At 66.4% G+C, this 25,594-nt stretch carries 18 protein-coding genes and 7 pseudogenes; 6 read left to right on the top strand and 19 right to left on the bottom strand.

All coding sequences use genetic code 11. The features are described from left to right. Position 1: 1 nt before the first annotated feature. The 8 genes and pseudogenes from OL239_RS09265 to OL239_RS09230 form a co-directional block, all read right to left on the bottom strand. Positions 2 to 1,051, bottom strand: coding sequence for an SDR family NAD(P)-dependent oxidoreductase (locus OL239_RS09265; protein ID WP_268911569.1), 1,050 nt, complete (start codon positions 1,049 to 1,051; stop codon positions 2 to 4). Between the two features lie 265 nt (positions 1,052 to 1,316). Beyond that, a complete protein-coding gene (locus OL239_RS09260; RefSeq protein ID WP_268911568.1) occupies positions 1,317 to 1,757 on the bottom strand; it encodes an acyl-CoA thioesterase in 441 nt (146 codons plus the stop codon). A gap of 1,278 nt (positions 1,758 to 3,035) precedes the next feature. Then, positions 3,036 to 4,811 carry a DUF4389 domain-containing protein gene (locus OL239_RS09255; protein ID WP_268911567.1) on the bottom strand — a complete coding sequence of 592 codons (1,776 nt, stop codon included), beginning with the start codon at positions 4,809 to 4,811 and terminating at the stop codon, positions 3,036 to 3,038. A gap of 134 nt (positions 4,812 to 4,945) precedes the next feature. Further along, a pseudogene (gene lpdA, locus OL239_RS20120) lies at positions 4,946 to 6,285 on the bottom strand (dihydrolipoyl dehydrogenase). Further along, a pseudogene (locus tag OL239_RS20115) lies at positions 6,274 to 6,345 on the bottom strand (hypothetical protein); the annotation flags it as partial. The pseudogenes OL239_RS20115 and lpdA, both read right to left, overlap by 12 nt. 117 nt (positions 6,346 to 6,462) lie before the next feature. Further along, positions 6,463 to 7,979 (bottom strand): annotated as a pseudogene (locus tag OL239_RS09240) (carboxylesterase/lipase family protein). Positions 7,980 to 8,101: 122 nt separating this feature from the next. Continuing rightward, complete coding sequence (locus OL239_RS09235; protein ID WP_268911566.1) at positions 8,102 to 8,326, bottom strand: hypothetical protein; 225 nt, start codon at positions 8,324 to 8,326, stop codon at positions 8,102 to 8,104. Positions 8,327 to 8,486: 160 nt separating this feature from the next. Next, positions 8,487 to 10,124 (bottom strand): ABC-F family ATP-binding cassette domain-containing protein, encoded by a 1,638-nt coding sequence (locus OL239_RS09230; RefSeq protein WP_268911565.1) that lies wholly within the window; start codon positions 10,122 to 10,124, stop codon positions 8,487 to 8,489. 114 nt (positions 10,125 to 10,238) lie between these two features. Here OL239_RS09230 and OL239_RS09225 point away from each other — a divergent pair, with 114 nt between their 5' ends. From OL239_RS09225 to OL239_RS09215, 3 genes are all read left to right on the top strand, one after another. After that, positions 10,239 to 11,132, top strand: a complete 894-nt coding sequence (locus tag OL239_RS09225) for an arginase family protein (protein WP_268911564.1) — start codon at positions 10,239 to 10,241, stop codon at positions 11,130 to 11,132. Positions 11,133 to 11,306: 174 nt separating this feature from the next. Continuing rightward, entirely contained in the window at positions 11,307 to 11,972 is a 666-nt protein-coding gene (locus OL239_RS09220) for an SDR family oxidoreductase (protein WP_268911563.1), read from the top strand. Beyond that, entirely contained in the window at positions 11,969 to 12,280 is a 312-nt protein-coding gene (locus OL239_RS09215; protein WP_268911562.1) for a putative quinol monooxygenase, read from the top strand. Before OL239_RS09220 ends, OL239_RS09215 begins: the two co-directional genes overlap by 4 nt. A gap of 37 nt (positions 12,281 to 12,317) precedes the next feature. Here OL239_RS09215 and OL239_RS09210 read toward each other — a convergent pair. From OL239_RS09210 to OL239_RS09170, 9 genes and pseudogenes are all read right to left on the bottom strand, one after another. Then, a pseudogene (locus tag OL239_RS09210) lies at positions 12,318 to 12,862 on the bottom strand (MarR family winged helix-turn-helix transcriptional regulator). Next, positions 12,837 to 14,565 (bottom strand): annotated as a pseudogene (locus OL239_RS09205) (AMP-binding protein). Before OL239_RS09205 ends, OL239_RS09210 begins: the two co-directional pseudogenes overlap by 26 nt. After that, positions 14,562 to 15,059: an enoyl-CoA hydratase/isomerase family protein gene (locus tag OL239_RS09200; protein ID WP_268911724.1), complete on the bottom strand. Its 498-nt coding sequence runs from the start codon at positions 15,057 to 15,059 to the stop codon at positions 14,562 to 14,564. Before OL239_RS09200 ends, OL239_RS09205 begins: the two are co-directional and overlap by 4 nt. After that, positions 14,977 to 15,453, bottom strand: coding sequence for an enoyl-CoA hydratase/isomerase family protein (locus tag OL239_RS09195; RefSeq protein WP_268911561.1), 477 nt, complete (start codon positions 15,451 to 15,453; stop codon positions 14,977 to 14,979). The genes OL239_RS09200 and OL239_RS09195 overlap by 83 nt, the downstream gene beginning before the upstream one ends. A 26-nt stretch (positions 15,454 to 15,479) precedes the next feature. Further along, entirely contained in the window at positions 15,480 to 16,925 is a 1,446-nt protein-coding gene (locus tag OL239_RS09190; protein WP_268911723.1) for an aldehyde dehydrogenase family protein, read from the bottom strand. Between the two features lie 128 nt (positions 16,926 to 17,053). Further along, positions 17,054 to 17,830, bottom strand: a complete 777-nt coding sequence (locus OL239_RS09185; RefSeq protein WP_268911560.1) for an enoyl-CoA hydratase — start codon at positions 17,828 to 17,830, stop codon at positions 17,054 to 17,056. Further along, positions 17,827 to 18,837 (bottom strand): 3-hydroxyisobutyrate dehydrogenase, encoded by a 1,011-nt coding sequence (gene mmsB, locus OL239_RS09180; RefSeq protein ID WP_442864291.1) that lies wholly within the window; start codon positions 18,835 to 18,837, stop codon positions 17,827 to 17,829. Before mmsB ends, OL239_RS09185 begins: the two co-directional genes overlap by 4 nt. Continuing rightward, positions 18,731 to 19,920, bottom strand: a pseudogene (locus tag OL239_RS09175) (enoyl-CoA hydratase/isomerase family protein). The gene mmsB and the pseudogene OL239_RS09175 overlap by 107 nt, the downstream one beginning before the upstream one ends. Before the next feature lie 139 nt (positions 19,921 to 20,059). Next, a pseudogene (locus tag OL239_RS09170) lies at positions 20,060 to 21,194 on the bottom strand (acyl-CoA dehydrogenase family protein). Between the two features lie 344 nt (positions 21,195 to 21,538). On the opposite strand from OL239_RS09170, the gene OL239_RS09165 reads away from it, so the two are divergent. Both OL239_RS09165 and OL239_RS09160 read left to right on the top strand, forming a co-directional pair. Next, on the top strand, positions 21,539 to 22,642 hold the full coding sequence (locus OL239_RS09165; RefSeq protein ID WP_268911558.1) for a YeeE/YedE family protein: 1,104 nt from the start codon (positions 21,539 to 21,541) through the stop codon (positions 22,640 to 22,642). 107 nt (positions 22,643 to 22,749) lie between these two features. Next, a complete protein-coding gene (locus tag OL239_RS09160; protein WP_268911557.1) occupies positions 22,750 to 22,977 on the top strand; it encodes a sulfurtransferase TusA family protein in 228 nt (75 codons plus the stop codon). Here the strand turns inward: OL239_RS09160 and OL239_RS09155 are convergent. Then, positions 22,958 to 23,977 carry a DNA-3-methyladenine glycosylase family protein gene (locus OL239_RS09155; RefSeq protein ID WP_268911556.1) on the bottom strand — a complete coding sequence of 340 codons (1,020 nt, stop codon included), beginning with the start codon at positions 23,975 to 23,977 and terminating at the stop codon, positions 22,958 to 22,960. The genes OL239_RS09160 and OL239_RS09155 overlap by 20 nt on opposite strands. A 101-nt stretch (positions 23,978 to 24,078) precedes the next feature. Between OL239_RS09155 and OL239_RS09150 the strand changes: the two genes are divergently transcribed. Next, entirely contained in the window at positions 24,079 to 25,083 is a 1,005-nt protein-coding gene (locus OL239_RS09150) for an aldo/keto reductase family protein (protein WP_268911555.1), read from the top strand. A gap of 128 nt (positions 25,084 to 25,211) precedes the next feature. Here the strand turns inward: OL239_RS09150 and OL239_RS09145 are convergent, their stop codons facing one another. Continuing rightward, entirely contained in the window at positions 25,212 to 25,577 is a 366-nt protein-coding gene (locus OL239_RS09145; protein WP_268911554.1) for an ROK family protein, read from the bottom strand. Between the last annotated feature and the right edge of the window lie 17 nt (positions 25,578 to 25,594).

Below are 25,594 nucleotides of genomic sequence, written 5' to 3'. Positions count from 1 at the left end.
GTCACGCCACGCCCCAGCCTTCGTCCGCCGGCAGGATGGCGCCGGTGACGTTGGCGGCGTCGTCGCTGAGCAGGTAGGTCATGGGCGAAGCGACCTGCGCCGACTCTATTTCCGGTGAGGTGAAGGTCGGCGACGGCAGCGGTCCCGCTCCGCCGAGCGATCCGTAGTTCGATTCCAGCGCGGACCTGGTCGGCCGCGGGATGACGGCGTTCACGCGGATTCCGCGCGGACTGTAGATGTAAGCGGCGCTGCGCGTGAGTCCGATAACCGCGTGCTTGGACGCCGTGTAGGCGGCTCCGGCAATGGAACCGCGCAGGCCCGCCTGGGAGGAAACATTCACGATCGATCCACTGCCGCGGGCAAGCATCAGCGGAATGATGGCCCGAGAGAGCCGGAAAGGGCCGTCAACGTTGATCCTGAACACGCTTTCCCACAGCTCGTCCTCCACCTCGTGAAGGGCCACCATGTTGTCTGCGATTCCGGCGACCACCGCAAGCCCGTCCACCCGTCCCCTCGCCTGGACCGCAATTTTGTTGACGTCCTCCTGGTTGGAGATGTCCGCCACGACGCCGGTGATGTCCAGCTCCGGGTTTTCCTCCAGGAGCGCTTCCATCCGCAGGGTACTGAGGTCAATGGCCAGCACGTGCCCGCCTTCGCGGGCAACCCGGAGTACCGTGGCCCGGCCGATGCCCGATGCAGCTCCCGAGACCACCACCGTTTTGCCGTGGAACCTTCCCTCAACGATGGGCTCCTCCCAGTCGTTGGGTGCCGGCGGCGCAGCGGACGGAAAGAGGTGCGCGGTGGCAGAGTGCCCCGGCTTCAGGTCGATGAGCTTGTTGGCCGCCTGCACCATGAGGTGTAGATAGTCGGTGGTGACGACGCCGCCGCTGACGGTCACCAGGGCGGAGAGCGGCAGCATGCGCATGGCATAGAGTGCCCGGGCATCCGGACTCCGCCGGGCCAGCAGGTCAATCAGGACAGTTCGTCCGGTGGGATGGTCGAGCCAGTCGCCGATCAGCGAATCGATTCCCAGGTGGGCGGGTTCCGGCATGCAGGCTCCGTTCCAGCCCGGGTTCCGGTCGGCGGGCCCAGCGGGCGGTGCCGCGCCGCCGTCGTTACCGGGCTTCCGTCATGGGCGTTGCTGCTGCGTCGAGTATCCCATGACGGCCTTCCCCTGGCTTCCCTGCAGCGGCCTGCGGACCTTCCGGCGGGAAAATAGCGGACGCGGAACAGGCGTCCGGCGCCCGTTCCGCGACGCGGAAATGCCGCCGGTGTTGGGTTATGCAGCGGGGTTAGGCGGCGGCGCCGGCTGGGCGTCAGGCGTGAGCGTCGAACGCCACCGGAGGAATGTGGTGGTCGGGCAGCCGGTCGCGGTCGTAGGTTATTTCGGTGAAGCCGTGGGGCATGGGGTGGCCGTGCCCGTCCAGGCTGACAAACACAATGCGGTCAATCGTGAGGATGCTCCGGCGGGTGATCATGTTGCGCACTTCGGCGCGCATGGTCAGTGAGGTCCGGCCGAACTTCGTGGCCCGCAGTCCCATTTCAATCATGTCGCCCTGCTGGGCGGAACTGACGAAGTTGATCTCCGACATAAACTTGGTGACCACGCGGCCGTTGCCCATCTGGAGGATGGCGTAGATAGTTGCTTCTTCATCAATCCATCGCAGAAGACTGCCGCCAAACAGGGTGCCGTTGGCATTGAGATCTTCGGGACGGACCCACTTCCGGGTATGAAAATTAATGTTTTCGAGGTCCATATTCCCAGACTATCCAGCCGCGGGCGGCGTGGTTGACCGGCTGTGACCGAGCAGACGGACCGCCGTCACACCCCGTGCGGCCGGCAGCGGCTTCCGCCGTTCACCCGCGCGTTCTCGCCGTGTTTCCCGTGAGGGAAAACACCCTTCATGCCCTCCGATATGCGCCCGGTTCTCCGTTAGCCATCAAATACCGGGCCTCCCTATCGCTCGCCGCCTTCCCTCATTTCGGCGCCAGCAAGTGGCGCATTTGGCGTTTTGGCCGCGTGGCTAGCAAACCCAACAAGTCTTTAGCCGGAGCACCGGCTCGTTATTCGGGATCCGCACCTTGACTGCCTCGAAGATCTGCATGGGGTTCGACATGTGATGTTGTGGCGGTTGGCCCGCTGGAGTGTTCAACCATTGAGCCTCCCGGGGTGAAGCCGAAGATTCTCGATTGAACGGACGCCGAACTGATAATTGGAGCGGCAATCCTCGAACGCCAAGAACGGATACCGGATAATACGCGAATCAGGATAAGTACCCCGAAGGCGGCTGCGAGCGACCTGCTCCACCGCCCCAGGTCAGCCTCAGTCGCTTGGTCCAGTATCGAGATCAGCAGGAGTGCCCCCAGTAGAACGACTGTGGCGGCCGTCAGAACACGCGAGAGTCCTGTCGTCATCAACCCACCCTACTCAGAAGTTGGTGCCTTTCCATCCGCCCACGTCCATACGGTGAGGGGCCGTAGCGTGTCGCTTTTGCACCAGAGATAAAGACTCCGGGATTGGCTGCGAGTGTCTGGTAACCGATCCTTCACCGCAGGGCTCAGGGGCCCGGGTGAGCCGACTCGTGCGGTGATCGGGTCTGGATCCAATAGCGCCTGACCGCGCTCTCGTTTCTGTTTGATCCAGAACGCCACCCTGGTGCTCGAAAGTTCTTATTGATGCGGTGTTGTCGGACGCGCAGACGGCCATGACCTGATTCATGCCAAGCATGTGTGCTCTTTCGACTATTTGATCTACTGCCCACGTAGGAGCCAAGCATGCTGGAGCACAAAGAATCTCTCCACGCCGCACTGATCGGAGCGGCGATCGCTGCGGCCTCGTTCATTTTCGGGTGACAGGAGTACTCACCGCGCAGGACGTGTTTCACCCTGCAGGCGCTCCGAGCGGCACGCAGATCCTCTACTGGGCGGTGATGCTTTCGTTCGCTGGGTTCATCCCCTTACTCAGCTGGCGGCTGGGCATGAAATGGGTCAGTGAAGGTGCACGTCCAGCCGGCGCACAGCACCCGCGACGGTTCCTACCCTCTGTCCGGCCCCGGCCGTCCAAGTCCGGCTGCCTCATCCCGGCGGTCGGCCGGACCCTGGTCGAGGCGGAACGGCGGATACTCATCCCGCATGAGGGCCGCATAGGCGAGGACCCGGTAGGTCCAGCGGTTCAGTCCCATGAGCAGGTTGAACAGTTGGCGCGGATAGCGCCCGGTGAACAGCAGCGTGAGCGCGGCGATGAGCACCAGAAGGCCCAGGAGAGAGAGGCCCTGCCGGCTCACCGTGGTATACACGCCGTCGGCCCATCCGTCATCTCCGCCCTGCCACATGCCCGCGCCCCAGCGGGTCCAGTCGCCGTCACCCAAGTCGCCGGCAGCGCCGCCGCGCCAGAACCGGTTGACCACGAGCGTCCCCTCGGTGATCGCGCTGACCACCAGCGCCTGCGGAATCACCAGCAGCCACCACTTCACCAGGACCAGCCAGCGCGAAAGGTTGCGCGGATAGTCGACACTGAAGTCGGCGGGGTAGTCGGTGCGTTCCAGCGTGAATGGCGGATACCTGTCGGTGCCCAGCACGCGGGTGGCATAGAACGTCACCCGCCAGCTCCAGCGGACCACGCCCACATTGAAGTCAAACAGACCGCGCGGATAACGCCCGGTAAACAGGATCACGATCCCGGCGATCACCGTGGACACAAAGAAGGCAATCCACAGGAAGAAGAGCACGATGTAATGCGGGATGGCCAGGAACCATTTCACCAGCCACATCCAGCGGGACACACCGGGATCCAGCTCACCGTACAAGCGCGCCGGGTAGCGGGGACCGGCCAGTCCCGGATCCCGTACTCCCAGTCCGGGCCCGACGGCGGAACGGCCGGTGGCGGTTGCTCCCGCCGCTGTTGCTCCAGCCGCGGAAGCGCCAACCGCCGCACCGGCCCTGCCGCCCGGTCCGCTGCGGCCTGCTGCCTGCTGTTCCCGGCCGTAGCGGTCCTGCATCTGTCCATACGTCTGCGGCGCAGGCGCCGGCATATCCGGACCCGACCCGCTGTCCGCACCGGCCGGGCCCGGCCCGACATGCGCCGGCCCTCCGGGTTGCCCGGGCAGGCCGGCCGAGGAGTAGCTTCCGTAAGGCCCCCCGGGGCCAGCCGAACGCCGCCGCAGTCCTGCTGCGCCCGCGACGGCCAGTCCGATGCCGGCAACAAGGAGGACGATGCTGCTGATCAGCAGGATCCAGGTCAACGGCCCCAGCAGACTGGTGCGGGCGCCGATCTGCAGCTGCGCCGACACGGGGCTGCTACCGTCGGCGTTCATCACCACAACGGTCCAGTCCCCGTCGTCCAGGTTCCATTCCAGGGACTGTTCGCCGCTGCCGCTGGTGCTGGCCACCCAGAAGTCCTCGTTTCCCGGGAGCTCTGCGGGGGCGCTGCCCTGCCGTTCCTCATAGTAGGCCCGGAACGGATCGAAGCTGACCTCCTGCAGCTCGCTGTGCTGCACGTCCAGGAGGTACTGTTCCACTGCCGCTTCCGGGCCGATCCCGATAAACAGGTCAGTGCCGGCGTCCGTCGCCCTTCCCTCTATCTGCAGTGTGCCAACGGCGTCCTCTGCCCGTACGCCCGGACCAACCTCGATCTCCGGAGTGGTGATCGCGTAGGTGTCCACTTCGTAGACGCCCTCCGGCAGGGACAGGAATCCGTCATCGCTTTGGCGGGCATTCAGCACGCCCACCGCCGCCGCTCCTGCCGCCAAGCCCAGACCCATCAGGATCAACAGGCTTCCAATGACCAGCATGATGATTCTGCTTGTTCTCACGGCACAGCCCTACCCTGAACCACCCCTGTTCTCAGGGTTCGCTCCGGCACCCGGAGTGTCAAGATTTACGCGTCCACGCCGGGGTGCGCGGTGCCGTCCTGTCCGGCACCGCCCGCCCCGGACAGCGGCATGCCTCAAAAGTTGATCATGTGCCCGGTCAGGCCATGGAACGCTTCCTGGAGTGCTTCGCTGAGCGTTGGGTGCGTGTGTACGTTCCGTGCCAGTTCGTAGGCGGTCAGGTCCCACTTCTGCGCAAGCGTCAACTCCGGGAGCAGTTCGGAAACGTCGGGACCGATCAAGTGTCCGCCCAGGAGCTCCAGGTGTTCCTTGTCGGCCACGAGTTTTACGAATCCGACGGGCTCGCCCAGGCCATGGGCCTTGCCGTTGGCGGTAAAGGGAAACATGCTCACCACCACGTCGTAGCCTTCGTCGCGGGCCTGCTGCTCGGTGAGCCCAAAGCTGGCAATCTGCGGCTGGCAGAAGGTGGCACGGGGCATCATGCGGTAATCGCCCAGCCCCATGGTTTCCGCTTTTCCAATGGTTTCCGCAGCGACGACTCCCATCGCTTCAGCCACATGGGCGAGCTGCAGCTTCGCGGTCACGTCACCAATGGCGTAGATGTGCGGAACGTTCGTGCGCATGAACTCGTCGATGCCGATCGCGCCGCGGTCGGTGAGCTGAACCCCGTCTTCTCCAGCCCGTAACCTTCGGTCCGGGGGGCAAAACCGATGGACATCATGACCCGGTCTGCGTCGATGGAACCTTCCTTGCCGTCCTTGTCCGTGTACGTGACGGTTACCGAGGAGCCGTTATCCGTGACCGTTTCCACCTTGGTGGACGTCAGGATGGGCACGCCCATCTTCTTGTACTGCTTGGTGATTTCCTTTGAAACATCGGCGTCCTCGTTGGGCAGCGCCCGGTCCAGGAACTCAATGATCGTTACGTCCACCCCGTAGCTGCGGTGCACGTACGCGAATTCCATGCCAATGGCACCGGCTCCAACAATCACCAGCTTCTTGGGCAAATCCCGGTCCATAATCTGCGCTTCGTACGTCACCACATTGTCGGAGAGCTCCACCCCGGGCAGCAGCCGCACATAGGTTCCGGTGGCAATGATGGCGTTGTCAAAGGTGACCGTCTCCGTGCCGCCCTTTGACAGGCTGACCTCAAGGGTGTGGTCATCGGTGAACACCCCGTGGCCGTCATACTCGGTGATCTTGTTCTTCTTCATGAGGAAGTGCACGCCCTTGACGCGGCCGTCAGCCACCTGTCGGCTGCGGTCAAAGGCAGCGCCGAAGTCGAAGCTCACGTCTCCGGTCATGCCGAACGTCTTTGCCTGGTTGGTGAAGATCTGGGACAGCTCGGCGTTGCGCAGCAGGGCCTTGGAAGGAATGCAGCCGACATTCAGGCACACGCCGCCCCAGTACTTTTCCTCCACCACAGCCACACTCAGCCCCAGCTGGGCCGCCCGGATGGCCGCCACGTAGCCGCCGGGACCGGCTCCCAGGACCACGACGTCGTAATGTTCACTCATGCTGGCCAACTCTCCTTTTGCGCACTGCGGTTAGGGGTTCGGGCGATAGAGAAACTCACAAGCTGGGTTAACCCTCTCACGGCCTGTCTGCGGACTCCATCACAGAATCGGGTGCGGTTACAGATACCCTCGGTAGCCCGCCCAGGCCCTGCGCCGCTCCGGAAATGGATCCGACTCAATCCGGTCCTCCCGGTCGAAAATCCTGGTGCGGCGCTGCACCGGTTCGTACCGGGGCCAGTCGTCCCCGGGGCTTCCGGTCTTTGCCAGGCTCAGCAGCGTGCCCTGAAAACGCGCCGAGAGCCCCTTCATTGCCGCTGCCCCGCCCAGCAGGGACAGTGCACGGGTGATGGGCTCACGGGTCTCGCCGAACATCACCGGCACATCCATCGCGTGGGTCGCTCCGAAGCCCAGCAGATTCATCATGGGCGTGGCGAAGTCGTACCGGTAGGACCAGGTGGGAGCCACCAGCGCGTGTGACTCGGCCACCACGGTGGACGGATACCAGAACACCAGATCGCCGCTGATTTCCACCGACTGTTCCTTGGACGGATACCCGGGATAGGCCGCGAGCACCCGGGATTGTGCCTCCGGATCGGTCACGGCAAACATCTTCTCGATCCGGTCCGGAGTGGAGGGAAGGATATCGACAATCCTCGCGAACAGCGCCCCTTCCCGGGCCATGGTGCCCAGTACCAGCGGCACCGGAGCCGACCGGCCCTTCATAAAGGCGTCCAGCGGGTGCTCGGGCAGGAAGCCGCCGTCGACCACCGGCGATACGCTCAGTGAGCCGGGCTTGTCAGCGGGTCCGATCTTGGAGGTCAGCCGGTTGGTGGCGCGGACCAGCGCCGCGGCGGGAAGCGTGGACAGGGCATCTGCGGCATCGGTCAGGGGAACCTTGAGGATCCGGAGCAAATCCCGGGCCCAGGACGCGTGGAGCTCCTGCGAGTACGCGCTTGAAGGGGCGGCACTCTGGGCGTAGGCCCGGTGGAACAACCCCGGGCCGCCGGAATGCACATCAGCGATGTCACGGAAATTCCGCCGGCCGATTCCCCGAAGATGGTGACATTCCCCGGATCCCCGCCGAAGTTTTCAATGTTATCCCGGATCCATTCCAGGGCGGCCACCTGGTCGCGCAGGCCAAGATTGGAGTCGAAGGTGCGCCCTGGCTCCGAAAAGGAGCTGAAATCCATGAATCCCAGGGCTCCGATCCGGTAGTTCAGGGACACGTAGACCGCATCCCCGGTCCGGACCAGGTTGGCACCCCGGTAGGTCTTCACCGTGGACGATCCGGAGCTGAACGCACCGCCGTAAAAGTAGACCAGCACGGGGAGCCGCTCGGCCGCCGGGTCCAGCGGTGCCGAGACGTTCAGCGTGAGGCAGTCTTCGTCCATGGGTGCCCGGCGCCGGGATCCGGTCAGCGACGGGTTGCGCGACTGCGGAGGTGCCGCGCCGAAGGTGCTGCCGTCCAGCACCCCGTTCCAGGGCTGGGGAGGCTGCGGGGACCGGAGCCTCAGCTCACCAACAGGCGGCGCCGCGTACGGGATACCCCGCCAGGTGCGGACTCCCCCGGCCACGGTTCCGCGGACCAGGCCGTTGGCCGTGGGGATCAGCAGGTCTGTCACGCCGGTGGTCATGAGCTGCTCGCTTCCTGTCAACGGTCACGGTGCGGCCCTAAAACCATAGACCCGGCACCGGCACGCCTCCTAGGCCCCAGCCCCTTCCAGGAGCGGGGAAGCACAAACCACGCGTGCGCCGGCTAGACCGCGGCGAAGACCATTTCCGGAGCGCGGGACGGCGCGGACTGCCGGCGCATGACGGCGTCGCGCTGCAGGCGGCGGTGCACCAGGACCTCTTTCAGGCACAACAGGGCCACCGCGGCGATGTTGAGGGCGGCTTTGGTGCCGGTGGACCAATCGGTGCTCACGCACAGCACCCAGACGCTCAGGAGCACCGGCACATCCATGATGCGAAGGCCCTTCACGGGGCGTTCCTTCCAAGCAGCTGCAGTGAAGCCATAATAACTACTCCCCCAAGGACGAGACCGTGAACGTTACCGAGACCAGCCGGTCACGTCGGTGATTCAACGCAAACGGTGTGTAACACTTACCACATTCGCGCCGCCGCCGGTACTCAGGAAACCCTCACAGAACGGTCACGGCACCTCCGGCAACTTCCCAGCGGGCATCCAGGCGCACGTTTTCCAGCATGCGGCGGTCATGGGAGACCAGCAGCAGGGCCCCCTCGTAGCTCTCCAGCGCCTCTTCCAACTGCTCGATGGCCGGCAGGTCCAGGTGGTTGGTCGGTTCATCGAGCACCAGCAGATTCACTCCGCGGGCCTGCAGCAGCGCCAGCGATGCCCGCGTCCGCTCCCCCGGGGACAGCGACTGCACCGGGCTGGTCACCTGATCGGCCTTCAGCCCGAACTTCGCCAGCAGCGTCCGCACTTCGGCACTGTTCATTTCCGGAACGGCCGCCTCGAAAGCGTCCCCCAGCGGCAGGGCGGGATCCAGCTGGCCGCGGGCCTGGTCAATCTCCCCCACGGCCACTGACGAACCCAGGGAAGCACCGCCCGCAGCAGGTTCCAGACGTCCCAGCAGCAGCGCCAGCAGCGTGGACTTGCCTGCGCCGTTGGGGCCCGTGATGCCGATCCGTTCTCCGGCGTTGACCTGTACCGAGACCGGTCCCAGCGTAAAGGATCCGCGGTTCGCCACCGCGTTGTTCAGCGTGGCCACCACCGAGCTGGACCGCGGAGCCGCACCGATGGTGAACTGCAGCTGCCATTCCTTGCGCGGCTCCTCCACCTCGTCCAGGCGCGCGATCCGCGACTCCATTTGCCGGACCTTCTGCGCCTGCTTCTCCGAGGACTCCATCGATGCCCGGCGCCGGATCTTGTCATTGTCCGGGGACTTCTTCATGGCGTTGCGGACACCCTGCGAACTCCACTCCCGCGTGGTCCGGGCCCGCGAAACCAGATCCGCCTTTTTGTCGGCGAACTCCTCATACGCTTCGCGCGCATGCCGGCGGGCGACGTCGCGCTCTTCCAGGAATGCCTCGTACCCGCCCTCATACACCGCCACTTTGTTCTGCGCCAGGTCAAGCTCGACCACCGTGGTCACGCAGCGGGCCAGGAATTCCCGGTCGTGTGATACCAGGACGACGCCGCCGCGCAGGCCCTGCACGAATTCCTCCAGCCGGGCAAGGCCGGCGAGGTCCAGGTCATTGGTGGGCTCATCCAGCAGCACGATGTCGAAGCGGCTCAGCAGCAGGGCGGCGAGCGCCACCCGGGCCGCCTGCCCGCCTGAGAGCGAAGTCATCAGCGCACCGGCGCCCACGTCCAGTCCCAGCTCGGCCAGAACCGCCGGAATCCGGTCCTCCAAGTCAGCTGCGCCGCTGGCCAGCCAGTGATCCAGGGCGGCGGCGTAGGCGTCGTCGGCCCCCTTGGCCCCGGATCCGAGCCCTTCCGCCGTGGATTCCATCGCCTCCGTGGCTGCGGCCGCGCCGGTACGGCGGGCAATATAGCCGGCCACTGTTTCACCGTCCACGCGTTCGTGTTCCTGCGGCAGCCAGCCGATGAAGGCGTCGGACGGGGCCGTGGACACACTGCCGGCCAGCGGCTCGGCAGCGCCCGCCAGCAGGCGCAGCAGGGTGGATTTTCCGGCGCCGTTGGAGCCCACCACCCCCACGACGTCGCCCGGCGCGACAGTGAGGTTCAGGTGTGAAAACAGGGTGCGGTGGGCGTAGCCGCCGGACAAATCGCGCGCTACGAGTGTTGCAGTCATGCTTCCATCCTATTTTGTTTGGATCGCCGGTTTTTCGGCGCCATTTTGCCGCGCGGCCCGTCCGTCCGGCCCCGAACCCTTATCCGCATCCGCGCCGCGGCGTAAGTTGGGGCCATGAGCCTGACGCATCCCTCCGGTCCCGGCGCGCTGCGCCTGATGTTTCCGCAGTGGCAGGGCGCCGCCGGACCTTCGACCCATCAGCTGCTTCCGGGGGTGGATGCGCACGACACCCAGCTCTCCATTCATCTGGGTCCGGCCCTGCTGGCTTTGATGTCGCCGGACCATGACGGCCCCACCGCCTACGTGCCCGTGAGCACGGACACCAGCCACGAGGCCCTCGCCACCGTGGACGGCATCTACGCACGGGGCGCCGTGGTGCGCCAGCTGCGTGAGGCGCTGCGGATCCTGCGTGACGCTGCGCCCCAGTCGGTGGTCACCTTCGGCGGGGAGTGCTCGGTGAGCGTGGCTCCCTTCAGCCACCTCGCGTCAATATACGGGGATGACCTGGCGGTGCTCTGGATCGATGCGCACCCTGACACGGGGGTTCCGGGCGATTCCTACACCGGGTTCCGCTCCATGGCACTGGCTGCCCTTGCCGGAGAGGGCGACGCCGGAATCGTTGCCGAGCTGCCGGCGCTGATTCCACCGGCGAAAATCCTTCAGGTCGGGCTGCGGCAGTGGAAGGATGAAGGCATCGCGGTCAAGGAACGGCTTGGTATCCGGAGCGTCGGCATCACCGATACCCCTGACGACAGCCGCCGGATCCAGGACTGGCTGGCCGGCACCGGAGCAACCCGCGTGGCAGTCCATATCAACCTTGATGTCCTGGACCGGCGCGATTTCACGGATACAGCAGGCGCGGCCACTGACGGCATCCGGATGGCCGACCTGGCGCGCCTGGTCGCCGACGTGTCCGGCGTGGCGGGCATCGCGGGTTTGACCCTGACCCAGCACCTTCCGGTGGAGCTCATGCGGCTTGGCGGCCTGTTGCGGGATCTCCCGCTTTAGCCAGGCAGGCCGCTTCCCTGCTGCCCCGTTCCGGAACCAGCTGCAAGCGGCCGGGTGGCTGGGTGCCTGCTCGGCTTATTCCGGGACGCTCCGCGCATAGCGGAACAAATGTGCATGAGAACCATCAGTGTGCTTATGGTGGCACCGACACTGATCCCCACGAAAGGACTCACCATGTCACGCATTGCCATTATCGGAGGCCACGGCAAGGTTGCCCTGCACCTGGCCAGGGGCCTGAGCGCCAACGGCCACCAGGTCACCTCACTGATCCGCAACCCGGACCACACGGCCGACGTCGAAGCCACCGGGGCTGCCGCCGTCGTTGCCGACGTCGAAAACCTGACCACGGGGGAGATCGCACAGGCACTGGAAGGCCAGGACGCCGTGGTGTGGTCCGCCGGCGCGGGCGGCGGAACCGCTGAACGCACCTATGCCGTTGACCGCGACGCCGCCATCCGGTCCATGGACGCCGCCAGGGATGCCGGCGTTTCCCGGTATGTCATGGTGTCCTACTTCGGCGCCGGCCCGAACCACGGAGTCCCCGAAGACGACGGCTTCTTTGCCTATGCGGAAGCGAAGGCCGCCGCGGATGAGCACCTGCGCGGCAGCGGCCTGGACTGGACCATCCTCGGCCCCAGCGCGCTGACCATGGATCCGGGCACCGGCAGGATCGAAACCGGTCCCGGCATCGAGGGCAGCCAGGTCTCCCGTGAGGATGTGGCCCTGGTGGCCGCAGCCGTGCTGGACCGTCCCGGCACGATTGGGCAGACCATCGAATTCAACAACGGTTCCGTACCGGTTGACGCCGCCCTCGACGCCGTGAAGGATCAGAACGCATGAGCCTCGTCGTCGTAGCCACCATGGTTCCCCGGCCCGAGTTCCGGGACGACGTCATCGCCGTCCTGGAAGAGTCGATTGCCCGCGTGCACGCTGAAGATCCCGGCTGCGAGGTGTACAGCCTCAATGAGGGCCGCGACCGTCTGGTCATGATCGAAAAATGGGCCAGCCCCGAAAACCTGCAGGCGCATTCGGCGAGTCCCGCATTCAAGGCGCTGACAGCCGGCCTTGAGGGCAAGCTGGCTGAGGAAATGGACGTCCAGGTGCTCATGCCCCGTCCGGCCGGAACCCCCGGCCAGGGGCAGGTCTAGGCCGGAAGCCGGATTTCGGCCCGGCCGGGCGGCTCCCCTACTCCCCCGCTCCGGAAAAGTCCCCGGCCTGCCGGCGGAAGCGCGTCAGGATGCCGGTCAGGTTCGCCAGATCTTCGGCGCCAAACCCCGGTGAGGAAAACACCTCCGCGTTCAGGGCAGAAGCTGCCTTGGGGACCAGGCTCCGGCCGGCGGGAGTGATCGCCACCAGCACAGTCCGCCCGTCGGACGGATGGGGCGCTGTTCGGCCAGGCCCGCCTGTTCCAGCCGGTCCACGGCGTTGGTGACCGACGTCGGATGCACCTGGAGCCTGGCACCCGCCTTCGCCATCGGCAGTGCACCGTGTGCCGTGAAGCTCAGCAGCGCCAGCAGTTCGAACCGGGAAAACGTCAGGCCGAACGGTTTGAGGACCTGTTCCACCCGGGTGAACAGGATCTGCGACGTCCGCATGACCGCCGTGACAGCGGCCATACCCTCGGCAGCCCCGCCCCATCCCTGTTCCTCCCAGTGCCGGCGGGCCTGCGCAACGGGATCCTGCGCCAGGGTTTGTGCGGCGTCGTCACCCGCGCAGCTCCGGGAACTCATCATCGCGGTATTCGACGCCGGCCCCGGGCACCGCCGTCGTTCTCCCTTGCCCGCAGCTCTACCCGGCGGATCTTCCCGGACATGGTTTTGGGCAGCTCGTGGAACTCCAGCCGGCGCACCCGCAGATAGGGGGCCAAATGTTCGCGGGCGTATGCCAGGATCGACAGGGCGGTGTCCCGGTTCGGCTCCCATCCCGCGGCGAGGGCGATATAGGCCTTGGGCACCGCGAGGCGCAGTTCGTCGGGGGCGGGCACGACGGCGGCCTCGGCGACCGCCGGATGTTCGATCAGGACGCTCTCGAGTTCAAAGGGACTGATCTTGTAATCGGAGGCCTTGAACACGTCATCGGTGCGGCCGATGTAGGTGATGTATCCATCCGTGCTCCGTACGGCCATGTCCCCGGTGTGGAAGTAGCCGCCTTCCATGGCGTCCCGGGTGCGCACCGGATCACCCCGGTATCCGGTCATCAGGTTCAGCGGCGGCGCTCCCGTGAGGTCAAGGCAGATTTCGCCTTCCTCGCCGGGCCGGCCGGTTGCCGGATCAAGAAGAACCACCGGAACGCCCGGCAGCGGCCGGCCCATGGATCCCGGACGCAGGTCAGCGCCGGGCGTATTTCCCACCAGGGCTGTCGTTTCGGTTTGCCCGAACCCGTCGCGGATGGACAGCCCCCAGGCGGACTGCACTGTGGCGATCACTTCCGGGTTCAGCGGTTCACCGGCGCCGATCAGCTCCCGCAGGCGCGCCGGCCGCTCGCCGAGGCTGGACTGGATCATCATCCGCCAGACCGTCGGCGGCGCACACAGGCTGGTCACGGCGGCCCGGTGCATCTGCTCCAGCAGTGCCTCCGGGCGGAAGCGGGCGTAGTTATAGATAAAGACGGTGGCTTCGGCGTTCCAGGGAGCGAAGAAACTGCTCCAGGCATGCTTGGCCCAGCCCGGCGAACTAATGTTCAGGTGCACGTCCCCCGGCTGCAGCCCGAGGAAATACATGGTGGTCAGATGCCCCACGGGATAGGACACCTGGGTGTGTTCCACCAGTTTGGGACGGCTGGTCGTTCCGGAGGTGAAGTAAAACAGCAGCGGATCGGCGGCATCCGTAACGGTGCGCAGCGGAACCGGGGCCGCTGTGTACGCCTCGCCGTAGTCCAGCCATCCGCCGTCCCGTATGAGGTCCGCACCGCCGCCGGGGGTACCACCGCCGACGAGGATCTTCCCGTAGTCCCCCGGAACGCCGTCGAACTTTGCCGCGTCGTCAGCGTTGGCGAGGACCCAGCGCGCGCCCCCGCGCGAAACCCGGTCGGCGAGGTCCGCGCTTCCGGCAGCCGCGGCTGTTGGCATGATGACGGCTCCAAGCTTCATGGCCGCAAGCATGGTTTCCCAGAGCTCCACCTGGTTGCCGAGCATGAGCATCACCGGGTCTGCCGGGCGCACTCCCCGGGACGAAAGCCAGGCGGCAACCTGGTCGGAGCGGCGCACCATGTCGTCAAAGCTGTACTTCTGCTCGGAACCGTCCTCTTCCACGATCCACAGCGCACAGGCGGAATTACCCCGGCCCATCGCGTCAAACCAATCCACCGCCCAGTTAAACTTTCCCTCGAAACGCGGCCAGGCAAAGGCATCCACCGCCTTCTCGTAGCTGCCGGACAGGGCGAGCAGCTCGTCGCGGGCGGCTCGGAACAAAGTGGTGGCGCTGTTCTGGTTCATGGTGCCTCTTCCTGCGTTGCGTTGTCCGTCAGGCTACCGTTTTGCCGGGTGCTGCCCTGCGGGGTGCTGTCCCACGCGGTCCGGTCCCTGCCTGTCCACGTAAAAACGGGCTCTTCCTTGGCCAGGAACGCTCGGACACCAATGACGGGGTCCGCTGCCGCGGCCATTTCCTGCTGCCAGCGGCGGCTGGTCAGCTCCACTGCATCCCTGCCGCCCGCTCCTTGCCCACCGGCGGCAATCGTGTCCACCAGTTCCTTCATGGCCTGCAGCGAGAGCTGGGACCGTCCGGCAAGCCGGCGCGCAAAGGAGGCCACATCGGTCCAAAAATCGGCCTGCGGAATAACCCGCTCCACCAGCCCCAGCCGCAGCGCCTGTTCCGCAGGCACGAAGTCGCCGCTGAACAACAGGTACTTAGCGGCACCGGGACCGGCCAGCCGGACCAGGCGCTCGATACCGGAAAGCGGGTAGACAATGCCGATCTTGGCCGGCGTGATGCCAAAAACGGCACGGTCCGAGGCGAGCCGGAAATCGCAGGCGCCGGCCACCTGCCATGCTCCCCAGGCAGTACCCGTCCACGGCCGCGATGACGGGTTTGGGGAACGCCGCGATGGCTTCCTCCCCCGCCGTGACGTCGCCGCCGTCGTGCAGTCCGTTGTCCGGGTTGTGGAGGATGGCCTTTAGGTCGGAGATGTCCGCGCCGGCGGAGAAGTCTTCCCCGTCGCCGCGGATGACGACCACCTTGACGGCGTCGTCCTCCGCCAGCGGAGCAAGCACGACCGCGAACTGGCGCCACATGCGGGCCGTAAGGGTGTTGCGGCGGCCGGGGTTGGACATGCTCAGCGTGGCCACCGGGCCGTCCAGCGTGAGGCGTAGGGTACCTTTGCTCATGGGATCCTCAGCCGTTCGCCGGGGCTTCAGCCGCGCAGCTTGATGTTGACCTGCTTGGTCTGGGTAAACCCGGCAAGCATCCCTTCAAGCGACACCTCGCGGCCGATCCCGCTTTGCTTGTATCCGCCGTAGGACTGGCCCACCACCTGTCCGCCGCCCTGGTTCACCTGCACCCAGCCGGCTTCCACGCGGTGGGCGGTGTTCAGGGCGTTGTCCAGGTTGTGCGACCAGACGTACGCGGCCAGGCCGTAGTGCGAGTCATTGGCCATGCGGATGACCTCTTCGGTGTCCCGCCACGGAATGGCCACCAGCACCGGACCGAAGATCTCCTCCTGCGCCAGGCGGAAGTCGTTGCGTCCGCCGCCGAAGATCGTGGGCACATGGAAGTAGCCCTCGGTGAGCGGACCTTCCGCGGGAACGCTGCCGCCCAGGATCGTATCCATGGAGCTGCGGCCGTCCTCCAGGTAGCCGCTGATGGAGGAGAACTGGCTGTTGTTGATGATGGCCCCCATATCGGTGGCTTCATCCAGCGGATTGCCCACGGTCAGGGCGCCCAGCTTGGCGGTAAGCCGCTCCAGGACCTCGTCGTAGATGTCCTCGTGCAGGAACAGCCGGGATCCGGCCGTGCAGCTCTGGCCCTGGCGGGTGAAGCGGGAGGCCAGCAGCAGCCCGTCGATGAGGTCCTCATCAACGGCGTCCGGAAACACGATGGACGGGTTCTTGCCGCCCAGTTCCAGCGACACATGGGCCAGCCGTTCCCCGGCGGTGCGGGCAACGCCGCGGCCCACCTCGGTGGATCCGGTGAAGGAGACCTTGTCCACGCCGGGGTGTTCGGCCAGTGCTGCGCCGATGATGCTGCCGCGGCCCGTGACGGCGTTGACGGTGCCGGCCGGCAGGTGGCGGGAACAGAGTTCGGCCAGCAGCAGGATGGTGAGCGGGGCGTCGTCGGCGGCCTTGAGGATCACGGTGTTCCCGGCGGCCAGGGCTGCGGGGAGCTTGAAGCCGGCGATCATGAGCGGTGAATTCCACGGCAGGATGCAGGCCACCACGCCGAGGGGTTCCAGCCGGGTGTACTGCAGCTGGCCGTCACCGGCCGGCAGGGTCGCGCCCTTGACCTCCCCGGCGATGCCGGCAAAGTACCGGAACAGGGCCACCAGCGTGGTGACCTCGGGACGGGCCTGGGTGCGCAGGGCGTTGCCGGTGTCCAGGGCAGTGAGCCGGGCAAAGTCCTCCGCCCGCGCTTCAATGTCGTCAGCGATCAGCGACAGTGCCCGGGCCCGGGCGGTGAAGTGGAGGTTGCGCCAGCCCGGAAAAGCCTGCCGGGCGGCGGCCACCGCACGGTCGACGTCCTCGGGCCCGGCGGCCGGAACCCGCGCAATGACGGTTTCCCGCTTCGCCGGGTTCATCACTTCGCGCCACTGCCCGGATGCGGACTCCACCGGTTCCCCGCCAATCCACATCGGCTGGTCCATGCCGGAGAGGAAGGAGCTGTAATCGGGCGTTTCGCTGGCTCCGGCCGCCGGATCCGACGGAATGTTGAGCTGGGTCATGATGCCTCGTCTCGGGGAGGGTGGGTGGGGGTGGGGTGGTTCCGGTGGACTTAGCGGTGCTTGAAGTCGGGCTTGCGCTTGTCGATGAACGCGGCCATGCCTTCCTTCTGGTCCTCCAGGGCGAAGACCGAGTGGAACACCCGCCGTTCCAGCCGGATCCCCGAATCGAGGCTGGTTTCGAAGGCAGCGTTCACCAGTTCCTTGCCGAGCATGGCCACGGGGGCTGACATGGAGGCAATGGTTTCCGCGGTGGAGCGGGCGTCATCAAGCAGCTCGGCGGCGGGCACCACGCGGGAGACCAAACCGGCACGCTCCGCTTCTTCGGCCCCGATGGTCCGGCCGGTCAGGATCATTTCCATGGCCTTGGCCTTGCCCACCGCACGGGTCAGGCGCTGGGAGCCGCCGATGCCGGGAACCACGCCGAGCTTGATTTCAGGCTGGCCGAACGTGGCCGTGTCCGCGGCGATGATGAAGTCACACAGCAGCGCCAGTTCGCAGCCGCCGCCCAGGGCATGGCCGGCGACGGCGGCAATCACCGGGGTGCGCACGGCCGCCAGCGTGTCCCAGCCGCCGAACCAGTTACCGAGGTACATGTCCATGTAGGTCTTTTCGGACATTTCCTTGATGTCAGCTCCGGCGGCAAACGCCCGCTCTGATCCGGTGATGACGATCGCGCCGATGTCCGGATCGCTGTCCAGGTCGGTGGCCGCCGCCACCACGTCCTGCATCATCCCGAAATTCAGCGCGTTCAGGGCCTTGGGCCGGTTCAGGGTGATGATGCCCACCCGTCCGCTGCGCTCCAGGAGAATGTTCTCGTACTCGCTCATACTGCTCCGCTCTGTCCTGCCGGCTGCTGGCCGGCGGTATTGCTGTGGGTATCGGTATTGCTGTGGGTCCCGGTACTGCTGTCCGCGGCGCCTGCCGTTGCGGCCCGGATGGTCTTGATGACGGCGGAAAAATCCTCGCCGCCGCCGCCGGCCTCGGTGAGGTCCCGAAAGATTTGACCGGCCCGGCGGCCGAGCTCGGCCCGGACGCCGGTGGAGTCCAGGGCATCGGCGGCGAGTCCCAGGTCCTTGGCCATGAGGGCGGCGGCGAATCCCGGCCGGTAGTCCCGGTTGGCCGGACTGCCCGGAACCGGGCCGGGAACCGGACAGTTGGTGGTGAGGGCCCAGCACTGGCCGGACGCAGCCGAGGCGACGTCGAACAGCGCCTCATGCGTCAGGCCGAGTTCCTCGCCCAGGACGAAGGCCTCGCTGACGGCGATCATGGACACGCCGAGGATCATGTTGTTGCAGATTTTGGCTGCCTGTCCCGCGCCGGGACCGCCGCAGTGCACCACCCGTCCGCCCATCACCTCAAGCACGGGCAGGGCGGCGCCAAAGTCTTTCTCAGCTCCGCCCACCATAAAAGTCAGCGTCCCTGCCTCGGCACCCACCACGCCGCCGGAAACCGGAGCGTCCAGGCCGCGGTGTCCGGTCTCCAGCATGAGCGCATGGGCCGTGTTGGCGTCATCCACGGAAATCGTGGAGCACTCGATAAACAGGGTGTCGGCGCCGGCTGCGGCAAGCAGGCCGAGGGTGTCGCCGTCGCCCGAGAGCGCGTTAAGCACATGGGTTCCGGTGGGCAGCATGGTGATGACGACGTCGGCGCCGGCCACTGCCCGGTCGGCCGCATCCACCATCCGGACTCCGGACGCGGCCGCGCGTTCAGCCGCGGCCGGCACGGGGTCATACCCGGTGACGGGGTAGCCGGCAGCCACGAGGTTGGCGGCCATGGGACCGCCCATGTTGCCCAGGCCGATAAAGCCGATCCGGGGGCCCTGTTCGTCGGTCATGTCTGTCATGTCTGCTCCTGCCTGGTCGGGGACATTCCGCTGGTCCGGGCTGCGGGACTGCCCGCGGCGGCGGCGCTACGGCGGGCCGCCGCTCCCACAGTTCCCCGCCCTCCAGCGGGGCGAAATAGGCTTCAACGTCGGCCGGCCGCACCTGCTCCAGCATTGCCGGCTGCCACTGTGGATTACGGTCCTTGTCGATAACCTGGGCCCGTACCCCCTCGGCGAAGTCCGGGGCGGCCAGGGCGCGCAGCGACACCCGGTACTCCTGGGCCAGCACGGCCGCCAAATCCGGAAGCTGCCGGGCCCGGCGCAGCGACGCCAGCGTCACCTTCAGCGCGGACGGCGATTTGGACATAATGGCGTCCGCTGCCGCGTCGGCGTCGACTTCCGCGGTTCCTGCGTCTACGCTCCCTCCGGGCACCGGATCCGCTCCGGGCCCCTCGCCGCGGCGGCGGAGCGCTTCCACCACGGCCTCCACGTCGTCGTACGCATAGCACTCGTCAATCCAGGTTCTAGCCGCGGCCAGGGGCGCGGCCGGAGCCTGCTGGGCGAAGCCCTCCAGCACTTCCGCCGCCGGCTTTTGCTCCAGTGCCTCCGTTAGCTCCGCGAGCCGTGAGCTGTCCAGATAGATATCGGCCATTCCCAGCAGCAGGGCATCGGCACCGGACACCGTTCCCGCGGTCAGGGCTGCGTGCGTGCCCAGTTCGCCGGGCGCCCGGGACAGCAGGTAGGTGCCGCCCACATCCGGAACAAAACCAATGCCCGTTTCGGGCATGCCCACCTTGGTGCGTTCAGTGACAATCCGGTGCCGGGCGTGCGCTGAGACGCCGACGCCGCCGCCCAGGACGATGCCGTCCATCAGCGCCACGTACGGCTTGGGGTAGGTGCTGATCCGGGCATTTAACTCGTACTCTTCCGCCCAGAATCGGGCGGAATCCGTTCCCCGTTCACGGCGTCGCGGTACAGCGCCACAATGTCGCCGCCGGCGCACAGCCCGCGCTCGCCGGCACCGGAGAGCAGGACCGTGGCGACGCCGTCGTCGTGCTCCCATTCATTCAGGGCTGTGCGAATCATCGCCACCATGGTGGCGGTCAGGGCGTTGATGGCCCGGGGCCGGTTCAAGATGATGTGCCCCAGCTGTCCCCGGCGTTCCAGCCGGACTTCGGGTTCGGAGACGGCATCGGGTTCGGAGGCTGCCGGGAGACCGGCGGAGGTGCCCATGTCAGGCCTCCGCCAGCGTCCGGCCGACAATAAGCTGCATGATCTCGTTGGATCCTTCCAGGATTTGATGGACCCGCAGGTCCCGAACGATTTTTTCCAGCCCGTACTCGGAGAGGTAGCCGTACCCGCCGTGCAGCTGCAGGGCCTCGTTGGCCACCCTGAATCCGTTGTCGGTGGCGACCCGTTTGGCAATGGCGCAAAGGGCAACGACGTCGGGGGCGCCGCGGTCCAGGGCATCGGCGCCGCGCCACAGCATGGTGCGTGCTGTCTGGAGGTCCATTTCCATGTCCGCGAGGCGGAACAGCAGCGAGGACTGGTCGATGAGCGGTTTGCCGAAGGCGGTGCGCTGCTTCAGGTGCGCCACGGTTTTGTCCAGTGCCGCCTGCGCTCCGCCCAGGAGCAGGCGCCATATTCAGCCGCCCGCCGTTCAGGCCCTTCATGGCGATGCCGAAGCCGGCGCCTTCCCCGCCCAGGCGGTTGGCGACGGGAATCCGCAGATCGGTGAAGATGACCTGGCCGGTGGGCTGTGCATTCCAGCCCATTTTGCGTTCGGCCGGGCCAAAGGACAGGCCGGGAGTGTCTGCCGGCACCACAATCGCGGTGATTCCGCGCGGGCCGGTGCCGCTGGTGCGGGCCATGACAACGTAATAACTGGAGGATCCGGCCCCGGAGATGAACTGTTTGACGCCGTTGAGCACGTACTCATCGCCGTCGCGTTCGGCCCGGGTGGTCAGGGCTGCTGCGTCGGAACCGGCACCGGGCTCGGTCAGGCAGTAGCTGCCCAGCGCCTGCATGGACGCCAGCTCCGGAACCCAGCGGGACCGCTGGTCCGCGTTCCCGAACGAGTCGATCATCCACACCACCATGTTGTGGATGGAGATGTAGGCGGCAAGGGACGGATCGGCTTTGGAGAGTTCCTCAAAGATCACCACGGCATCCGAACGGGAAAGGCCCGAACCGCCGTATTCCTCCGAGGCGTAAATGGCGCCCATGCCCAGCTCGCCGGCCTGCGCCAGGACATCCACCGGGAAGTGCTTTGTTTCGTCCCATTTCGCGGCATTGGGTGCAAGGACGTCGGAAGCAAATTCCGACACCATGTCCCTGACCGCCCGCTGGTCCTCCGTGAGTTCGAACATGTCCCGCCCTTCATTGGTGCCGTGACGCCCAACTTACTTGGACTCCCTACTAATTGCTAGGGGCATCGCAGGCGCTCCACAGCAGCTGCCATTTCAGACGCGTCATATATGGCCCGGGCACCCGTCCGTCTGTAAGAATGCACGAACGGCGGAGAAAATTCACGGCAACCCGCGTTGCCGGGCCGTAAACGCCATTTAGCCGCCCGGCATTCCCCGGCCGTCACGGGGCTTCATCTGCGTTCACCGCAGGCCATCTTCCTTGGCCTTCCCCGGAACCCGGGCCTAGTGTTTCCAAGCTGCGGGTCATTAGCCCGCAGCTTTTCGAAACGCTTGAGGAGTACCCCATGCTGATCTCCGGCCTTTTTGTGGGCATGGCGCTGGGCTTTGTTATGCAGCGCGGCCGCTTTTGCGTCACCGGCGCATTCCGCGATGTGTGGGTAACACGCAATACGCGCTGGCTGACCGCCTTCCTCGTGGTGGTTGCCGTTCAAAGCGTCGGTGTCTTTGCCCTGGATGCCGCCGGTGTCATTTCCCTAAACTCCGGCCCCTTTCCGTGGCTCGCCACGATCATCGGCGGCTTTATTTTCGGGTTTGCCATTATTCTTGCCGGCGGCTGCGCCACCGGAACGTATTACCGCGCCGGTGAAGGGCTGGTGGGCAGTTGGCTGGCGCTGATTACCTATGCGCTGTTTGCCGCCGTCATGAAAACCGGTCCGCTGTCCGGCCTCAACACCTCCCTGCGGTCGGTAACCGTGGAGCAGAACACCATCCACTCGGTCCTGAACGTTTCTCCGTGGATCCTGGTGGTGCTGCTGGTGGCCGGCGTCGGCCTGGCTGTCCGCCATCATCTGAACAAGCCGCGCTTCACGATGGCTTCCCCGCCGGCGTCGAAAACCGGACTGGCGCACCTGCTCTTCGAAAAGCCCTGGAACGCCTTTGCCACCGCGGTGGTCATCGGCCTGATCGCCATTGCCGCCTGGCCGCTGAGCTGGGCCACGGGACGCGAAGCCGGGTTGGGCATCACCACTCCGTCCTCCAACGCGGTGAACTACCTGGTCACCGGAGACCCTCAACTAGTGGACTGGGGCGTCCTGCTGGTCGCCGGCATCCTGATCGGCTCGTACATCGCTGCCAAGGGCAGCGGTGAGTTCAGGATCCGGGTTCCCGACGCCGCCACCGTCGTGAAGAGCCTGAGCGGCGGCGCCCTGATGGGCGTCGGTGCGGCTCTTGCCGGCGGCTGCACCATCGGCAACGCCATGGTCGAGACCGCGCAGTTCAGCTTCCAGGGCTGGACGGCCCTGGTCTTCATGCTTCTGGGCACCGGCCTCGGCGCCCGGCTGACCATCATGAACCGCCGGCCCGCTTCGGGCTCAGGTGCAGGCGGCTCGGGCAGTTCGGGGTCCGCTGTACCCGGAAAAGCCCCGGCCCGCGCAGCGGCACGCATTTAGCCGCAACGCCGGCAAGAAGCACGCAGCAACTACTCCGTCACCACCCACTTCCGCAAAACCCACCCACACCCGCCCTACCCGGGCGGCCCTGAAAGGAAATCCCCTCCATGGCACAGGTAACCCTCGAAACAAACGGACAGGTCTGCCCCTTCCCCCTCGTCGAAGCGAAGGAAGCCATGACCACGCTGGCGTCCGGCGACGAACTGGTCATCGCGTTCGACTGCACCCAGGCCACCGACGCCATTCCGCGCTGGGCCGCGGAGAACAACTACCCCGTGACCGACTTCTCCAAGATCGGTCCGGCGGAATGGTCGATCACGGTGCAGAAGGCCTAAGCCGGACCGGCAGGCCGGCAGCTCCGTTCGGCTGGACGGCCTGCCACAGGTGCATCGCAGCATAGGAGCGCCACGGCGCCCAGCCCGCTGCCCGGGCGGCCAGCGTCCGGTGTGCTGCTGCAGCGCCAAGTCCTCCTTCCAGTACCCCGGCCGCCTTCGCTCCGGCGACGAGGGCCACGTCTCCCGGAAGCCACGCGTCCGGGTCGCCGAGCACACGCATGGCGATATAGCCGGCGGTCCAGGGGCCAATCCGCGGACGGGCTAGCAGCCGGGCACGCAGAATCTCCGGATTCGATCCCGGCTGAACGTCCAGTTCTCCGCTCGCCACATCGCGTGCGGCGGCCACCACGGCCCGGATTGCCTGCCCGGGCAGCCGGAGCGGCCGGCCGGGGTCCAGTACCTCTCCCGGAACCGGCTCCGGCACCCGGGCGAGAATATCCTCCGGGGCGGGAAACAGGCGGTCCAGGCCCGGGATCGAGGACGCGTACGCTGGTCCGGCGTGTGCAGTGAGCCGGGTGAGGTGCGTTCGGGCAGCAACTACGGAAATTTGCTGGCCGACGAGCGCACGCACCACCAGTTCATGCGGGTCCACCGCGCCGGAAATCCGAATCCCCGGGGTGCGTTCCACCAGCGGGGCAAGCGCCGGATCAGCGGCCAAGGCAGCGTCGATGACCAAAGGATCTGCGTCGAGGTCCAACAGCCGCCGCACCCGGGCCAGGGCGGGCGCCGTGTCGGAGAGCGATGCAAGTTCCAGGTCCGCCCGCAGCCGCCATTGCCCGCCGGCGGTCTTAGTGGCCGTGATCCTCGCCGCTGCCGGTCCGTGTGGAAGCGTCAGGGTACGGGCATACCGCAGCCCGCCGGCGCAGGACAGGTCCGCCGCCTCCACGCCGTGAACGGCGCGGGCCGCCAGGAACCCGAAAATCCCCGGCGCATCGAAGGGCTGCCGGGCGGGCAGCTCCACGGTGCGCTCCACCACATGTCCCATACCGTTGATCGTCACCGCTTTAGTACAGCATGCGTGTCACACTGCGGACCCCCTTGACCGATTTAGAAAGCTGGCTTAGTTTTGCTCCTACACCCCACGGAAGAGAGAGCGCGCAGATGGAACACAGGCACCTCGGCAACAGCGGACTGAAAATCTCCGAAATCATTTACGGCAACTGGCTCACCCACGGCTCCCAGGTGGAGAACGACGTCGCCGCATCCTGCGTGCGTGCGGCGCTCGACGCCGGCATCAGCACCTTCGACACTGCCGACGCGTACGCCAACACCATCGCGGAAGGAGTCCTGGGGGCGGCCCTGAAGAGCGAACGCCGGGAATCCCTGGAGATCTTCACCAAGGTCTACTGGCCAACCGGCCCGGGCGGCCACAACGATTCAGGCCTGTCCCGCAAGCACATCATGGAGTCCATCAACGGATCCCTGCAGCGGCTGCAGACTGATTACGTCGACCTGTACCAGGCCCACCGGTACGACTACGAGACGCCGCTGGAAGAGACCATGCAGGCGTTCGCCGACGTCGTACGCCAAGGCAAGGCCCTGTACATCGGTGTCAGCGAATGGAATGCCGACCAGATCCGCGCGGGCCACGACCTCGCCAAGCAGCTGGGGTTCCAGCTGATTTCCAACCAGCCGCAGTACAACATGCTGTGGCGCGTCATCGAAGCCGACGTTGTTCCGGCTTCGGAGGAGCTGGGCATGTCCCAGATCGTGTTCTCACCCATGGCGCAGGGAGTGCTCAGCGGCAAGTACAAGCCCGGGGCGGAACTGCCCGAGGGAAGCCGTGCCACTGATGAGAAGGGCGGCGCGAAGATGATCGGCCGCTGGATGAACGACGACGTCCTGGCCGGCGTGCAGAAGCTCCAGCCGATTGCCGACGAGGCAGGCCTGACCATGGGCCAGCTGGCTGTGGCCTGGGTGCTGCAGAATCCGAACGTCGCCGGAGCCATCATCGGCGCCTCGCGCCCCGAGCAGGTCACCTCCAACGTGCTGGCCGCCGGGGTGGAACTGAAGCCCGACGTGCTGGCCCGCATCGACGAGGCGGTCGGCGGGCTGGCTGAACGGGATGCGGCGAAAACCCAGTCGCCCGAGAGCCGTCCTTCCTAGCGGGCTGGTTCCGGCTGGAACGTACCGGCGGGCACATCCGTTCCGGCGGGCAGCCTGCTGTCAGCCTTCGGCAAAAGCAGCGGCGGGCCGGCATTCCTGCCGGCCCGCCGCTGCCCCAGGCTGCCGCCTCACACTGTGCTGAGCGGAGCCCTGCTCTCTGCCAGATCGTGCGCCAGGTACAAAGCCCCGTGCACGCCGGCCAGATCAGCGAGCGCCGGGCTGCAGACATAGCCGCTGTCCGGACTGGTCAGGGGATGCCCTTCCAACGCCCCGCCCACTACCTCCGACAGCCGTTCCCGGGAAGCCTCCAGGAGGCCGGGGATCTTCACGACGCCGCCGCCGAAGATAATGCGGTCAGGAGCCACCGTGTAGGTGACAGCCGCCAGCAGCTGCGCCAGATAGAACGCCAGCACGGGCACGGCTTCTGACCGCAGGGCGCCGAGGTGTTCACCCGGACGGCCCCAGCGGGCCCGGACGGCCGGCCCGGACGCCACCCCTTCCAGACAGTCGC

Source organism: Arthrobacter sp. ATA002, from assembly GCF_026898095.1.
In the GTDB taxonomy this organism is placed as follows: Bacteria; Actinomycetota; Actinomycetes; order Actinomycetales; family Micrococcaceae; genus Arthrobacter_B.
Note: the sequence above shows the minus strand (reverse complement) of the source record. Positions and strands in the feature narration are given on the sequence as shown.

Bases quoted from the DNA above. Each gene is read 5' to 3' on its own strand.
- OL239_RS09260 (WP_268911568.1), bottom strand. From the start codon at position 1,757: ATGGACCTCGAAAACATTAATTTTCATACCCGGAAGTGGGTCCGTCCC.
- mmsB (WP_442864291.1), bottom strand. From the start codon at position 18,837: ATGACCGACGAACAGGGCCCCCGGATCGGCTTTATCGGCCTGGGCAAC.
- OL239_RS09215 (WP_268911562.1), top strand. From the start codon at position 11,969: ATGAGCCTCGTCGTCGTAGCCACCATGGTTCCCCGGCCCGAGTTCCGG.
- OL239_RS09150 (WP_268911555.1), top strand. From the start codon at position 24,079: ATGGAACACAGGCACCTCGGCAACAGCGGACTGAAAATCTCCGAAATC.
- OL239_RS09265 (WP_268911569.1), bottom strand. From the start codon at position 1,051: ATGCCGGAACCCGCCCACCTGGGAATCGATTCGCTGATCGGCGACTGG.
- OL239_RS09165 (WP_268911558.1), top strand. From the start codon at position 21,539: ATGCTGATCTCCGGCCTTTTTGTGGGCATGGCGCTGGGCTTTGTTATG.
- OL239_RS09220 (WP_268911563.1), top strand. From the start codon at position 11,307: ATGTCACGCATTGCCATTATCGGAGGCCACGGCAAGGTTGCCCTGCAC.
- OL239_RS09185 (WP_268911560.1), bottom strand. From the start codon at position 17,830: ATGAGCGAGTACGAGAACATTCTCCTGGAGCGCAGCGGACGGGTGGGC.
- OL239_RS09195 (WP_268911561.1), bottom strand. From the start codon at position 15,453: ATGAGCAAAGGTACCCTACGCCTCACGCTGGACGGCCCGGTGGCCACG.
- OL239_RS09230 (WP_268911565.1), bottom strand. From the start codon at position 10,124: ATGACTGCAACACTCGTAGCGCGCGATTTGTCCGGCGGCTACGCCCAC.
- OL239_RS09225 (WP_268911564.1), top strand. From the start codon at position 10,239: ATGAGCCTGACGCATCCCTCCGGTCCCGGCGCGCTGCGCCTGATGTTT.
- OL239_RS09190 (WP_268911723.1), bottom strand. From the start codon at position 16,925: ATGGACCAGCCGATGTGGATTGGCGGGGAACCGGTGGAGTCCGCATCC.
- OL239_RS09160 (WP_268911557.1), top strand. From the start codon at position 22,750: ATGGCACAGGTAACCCTCGAAACAAACGGACAGGTCTGCCCCTTCCCC.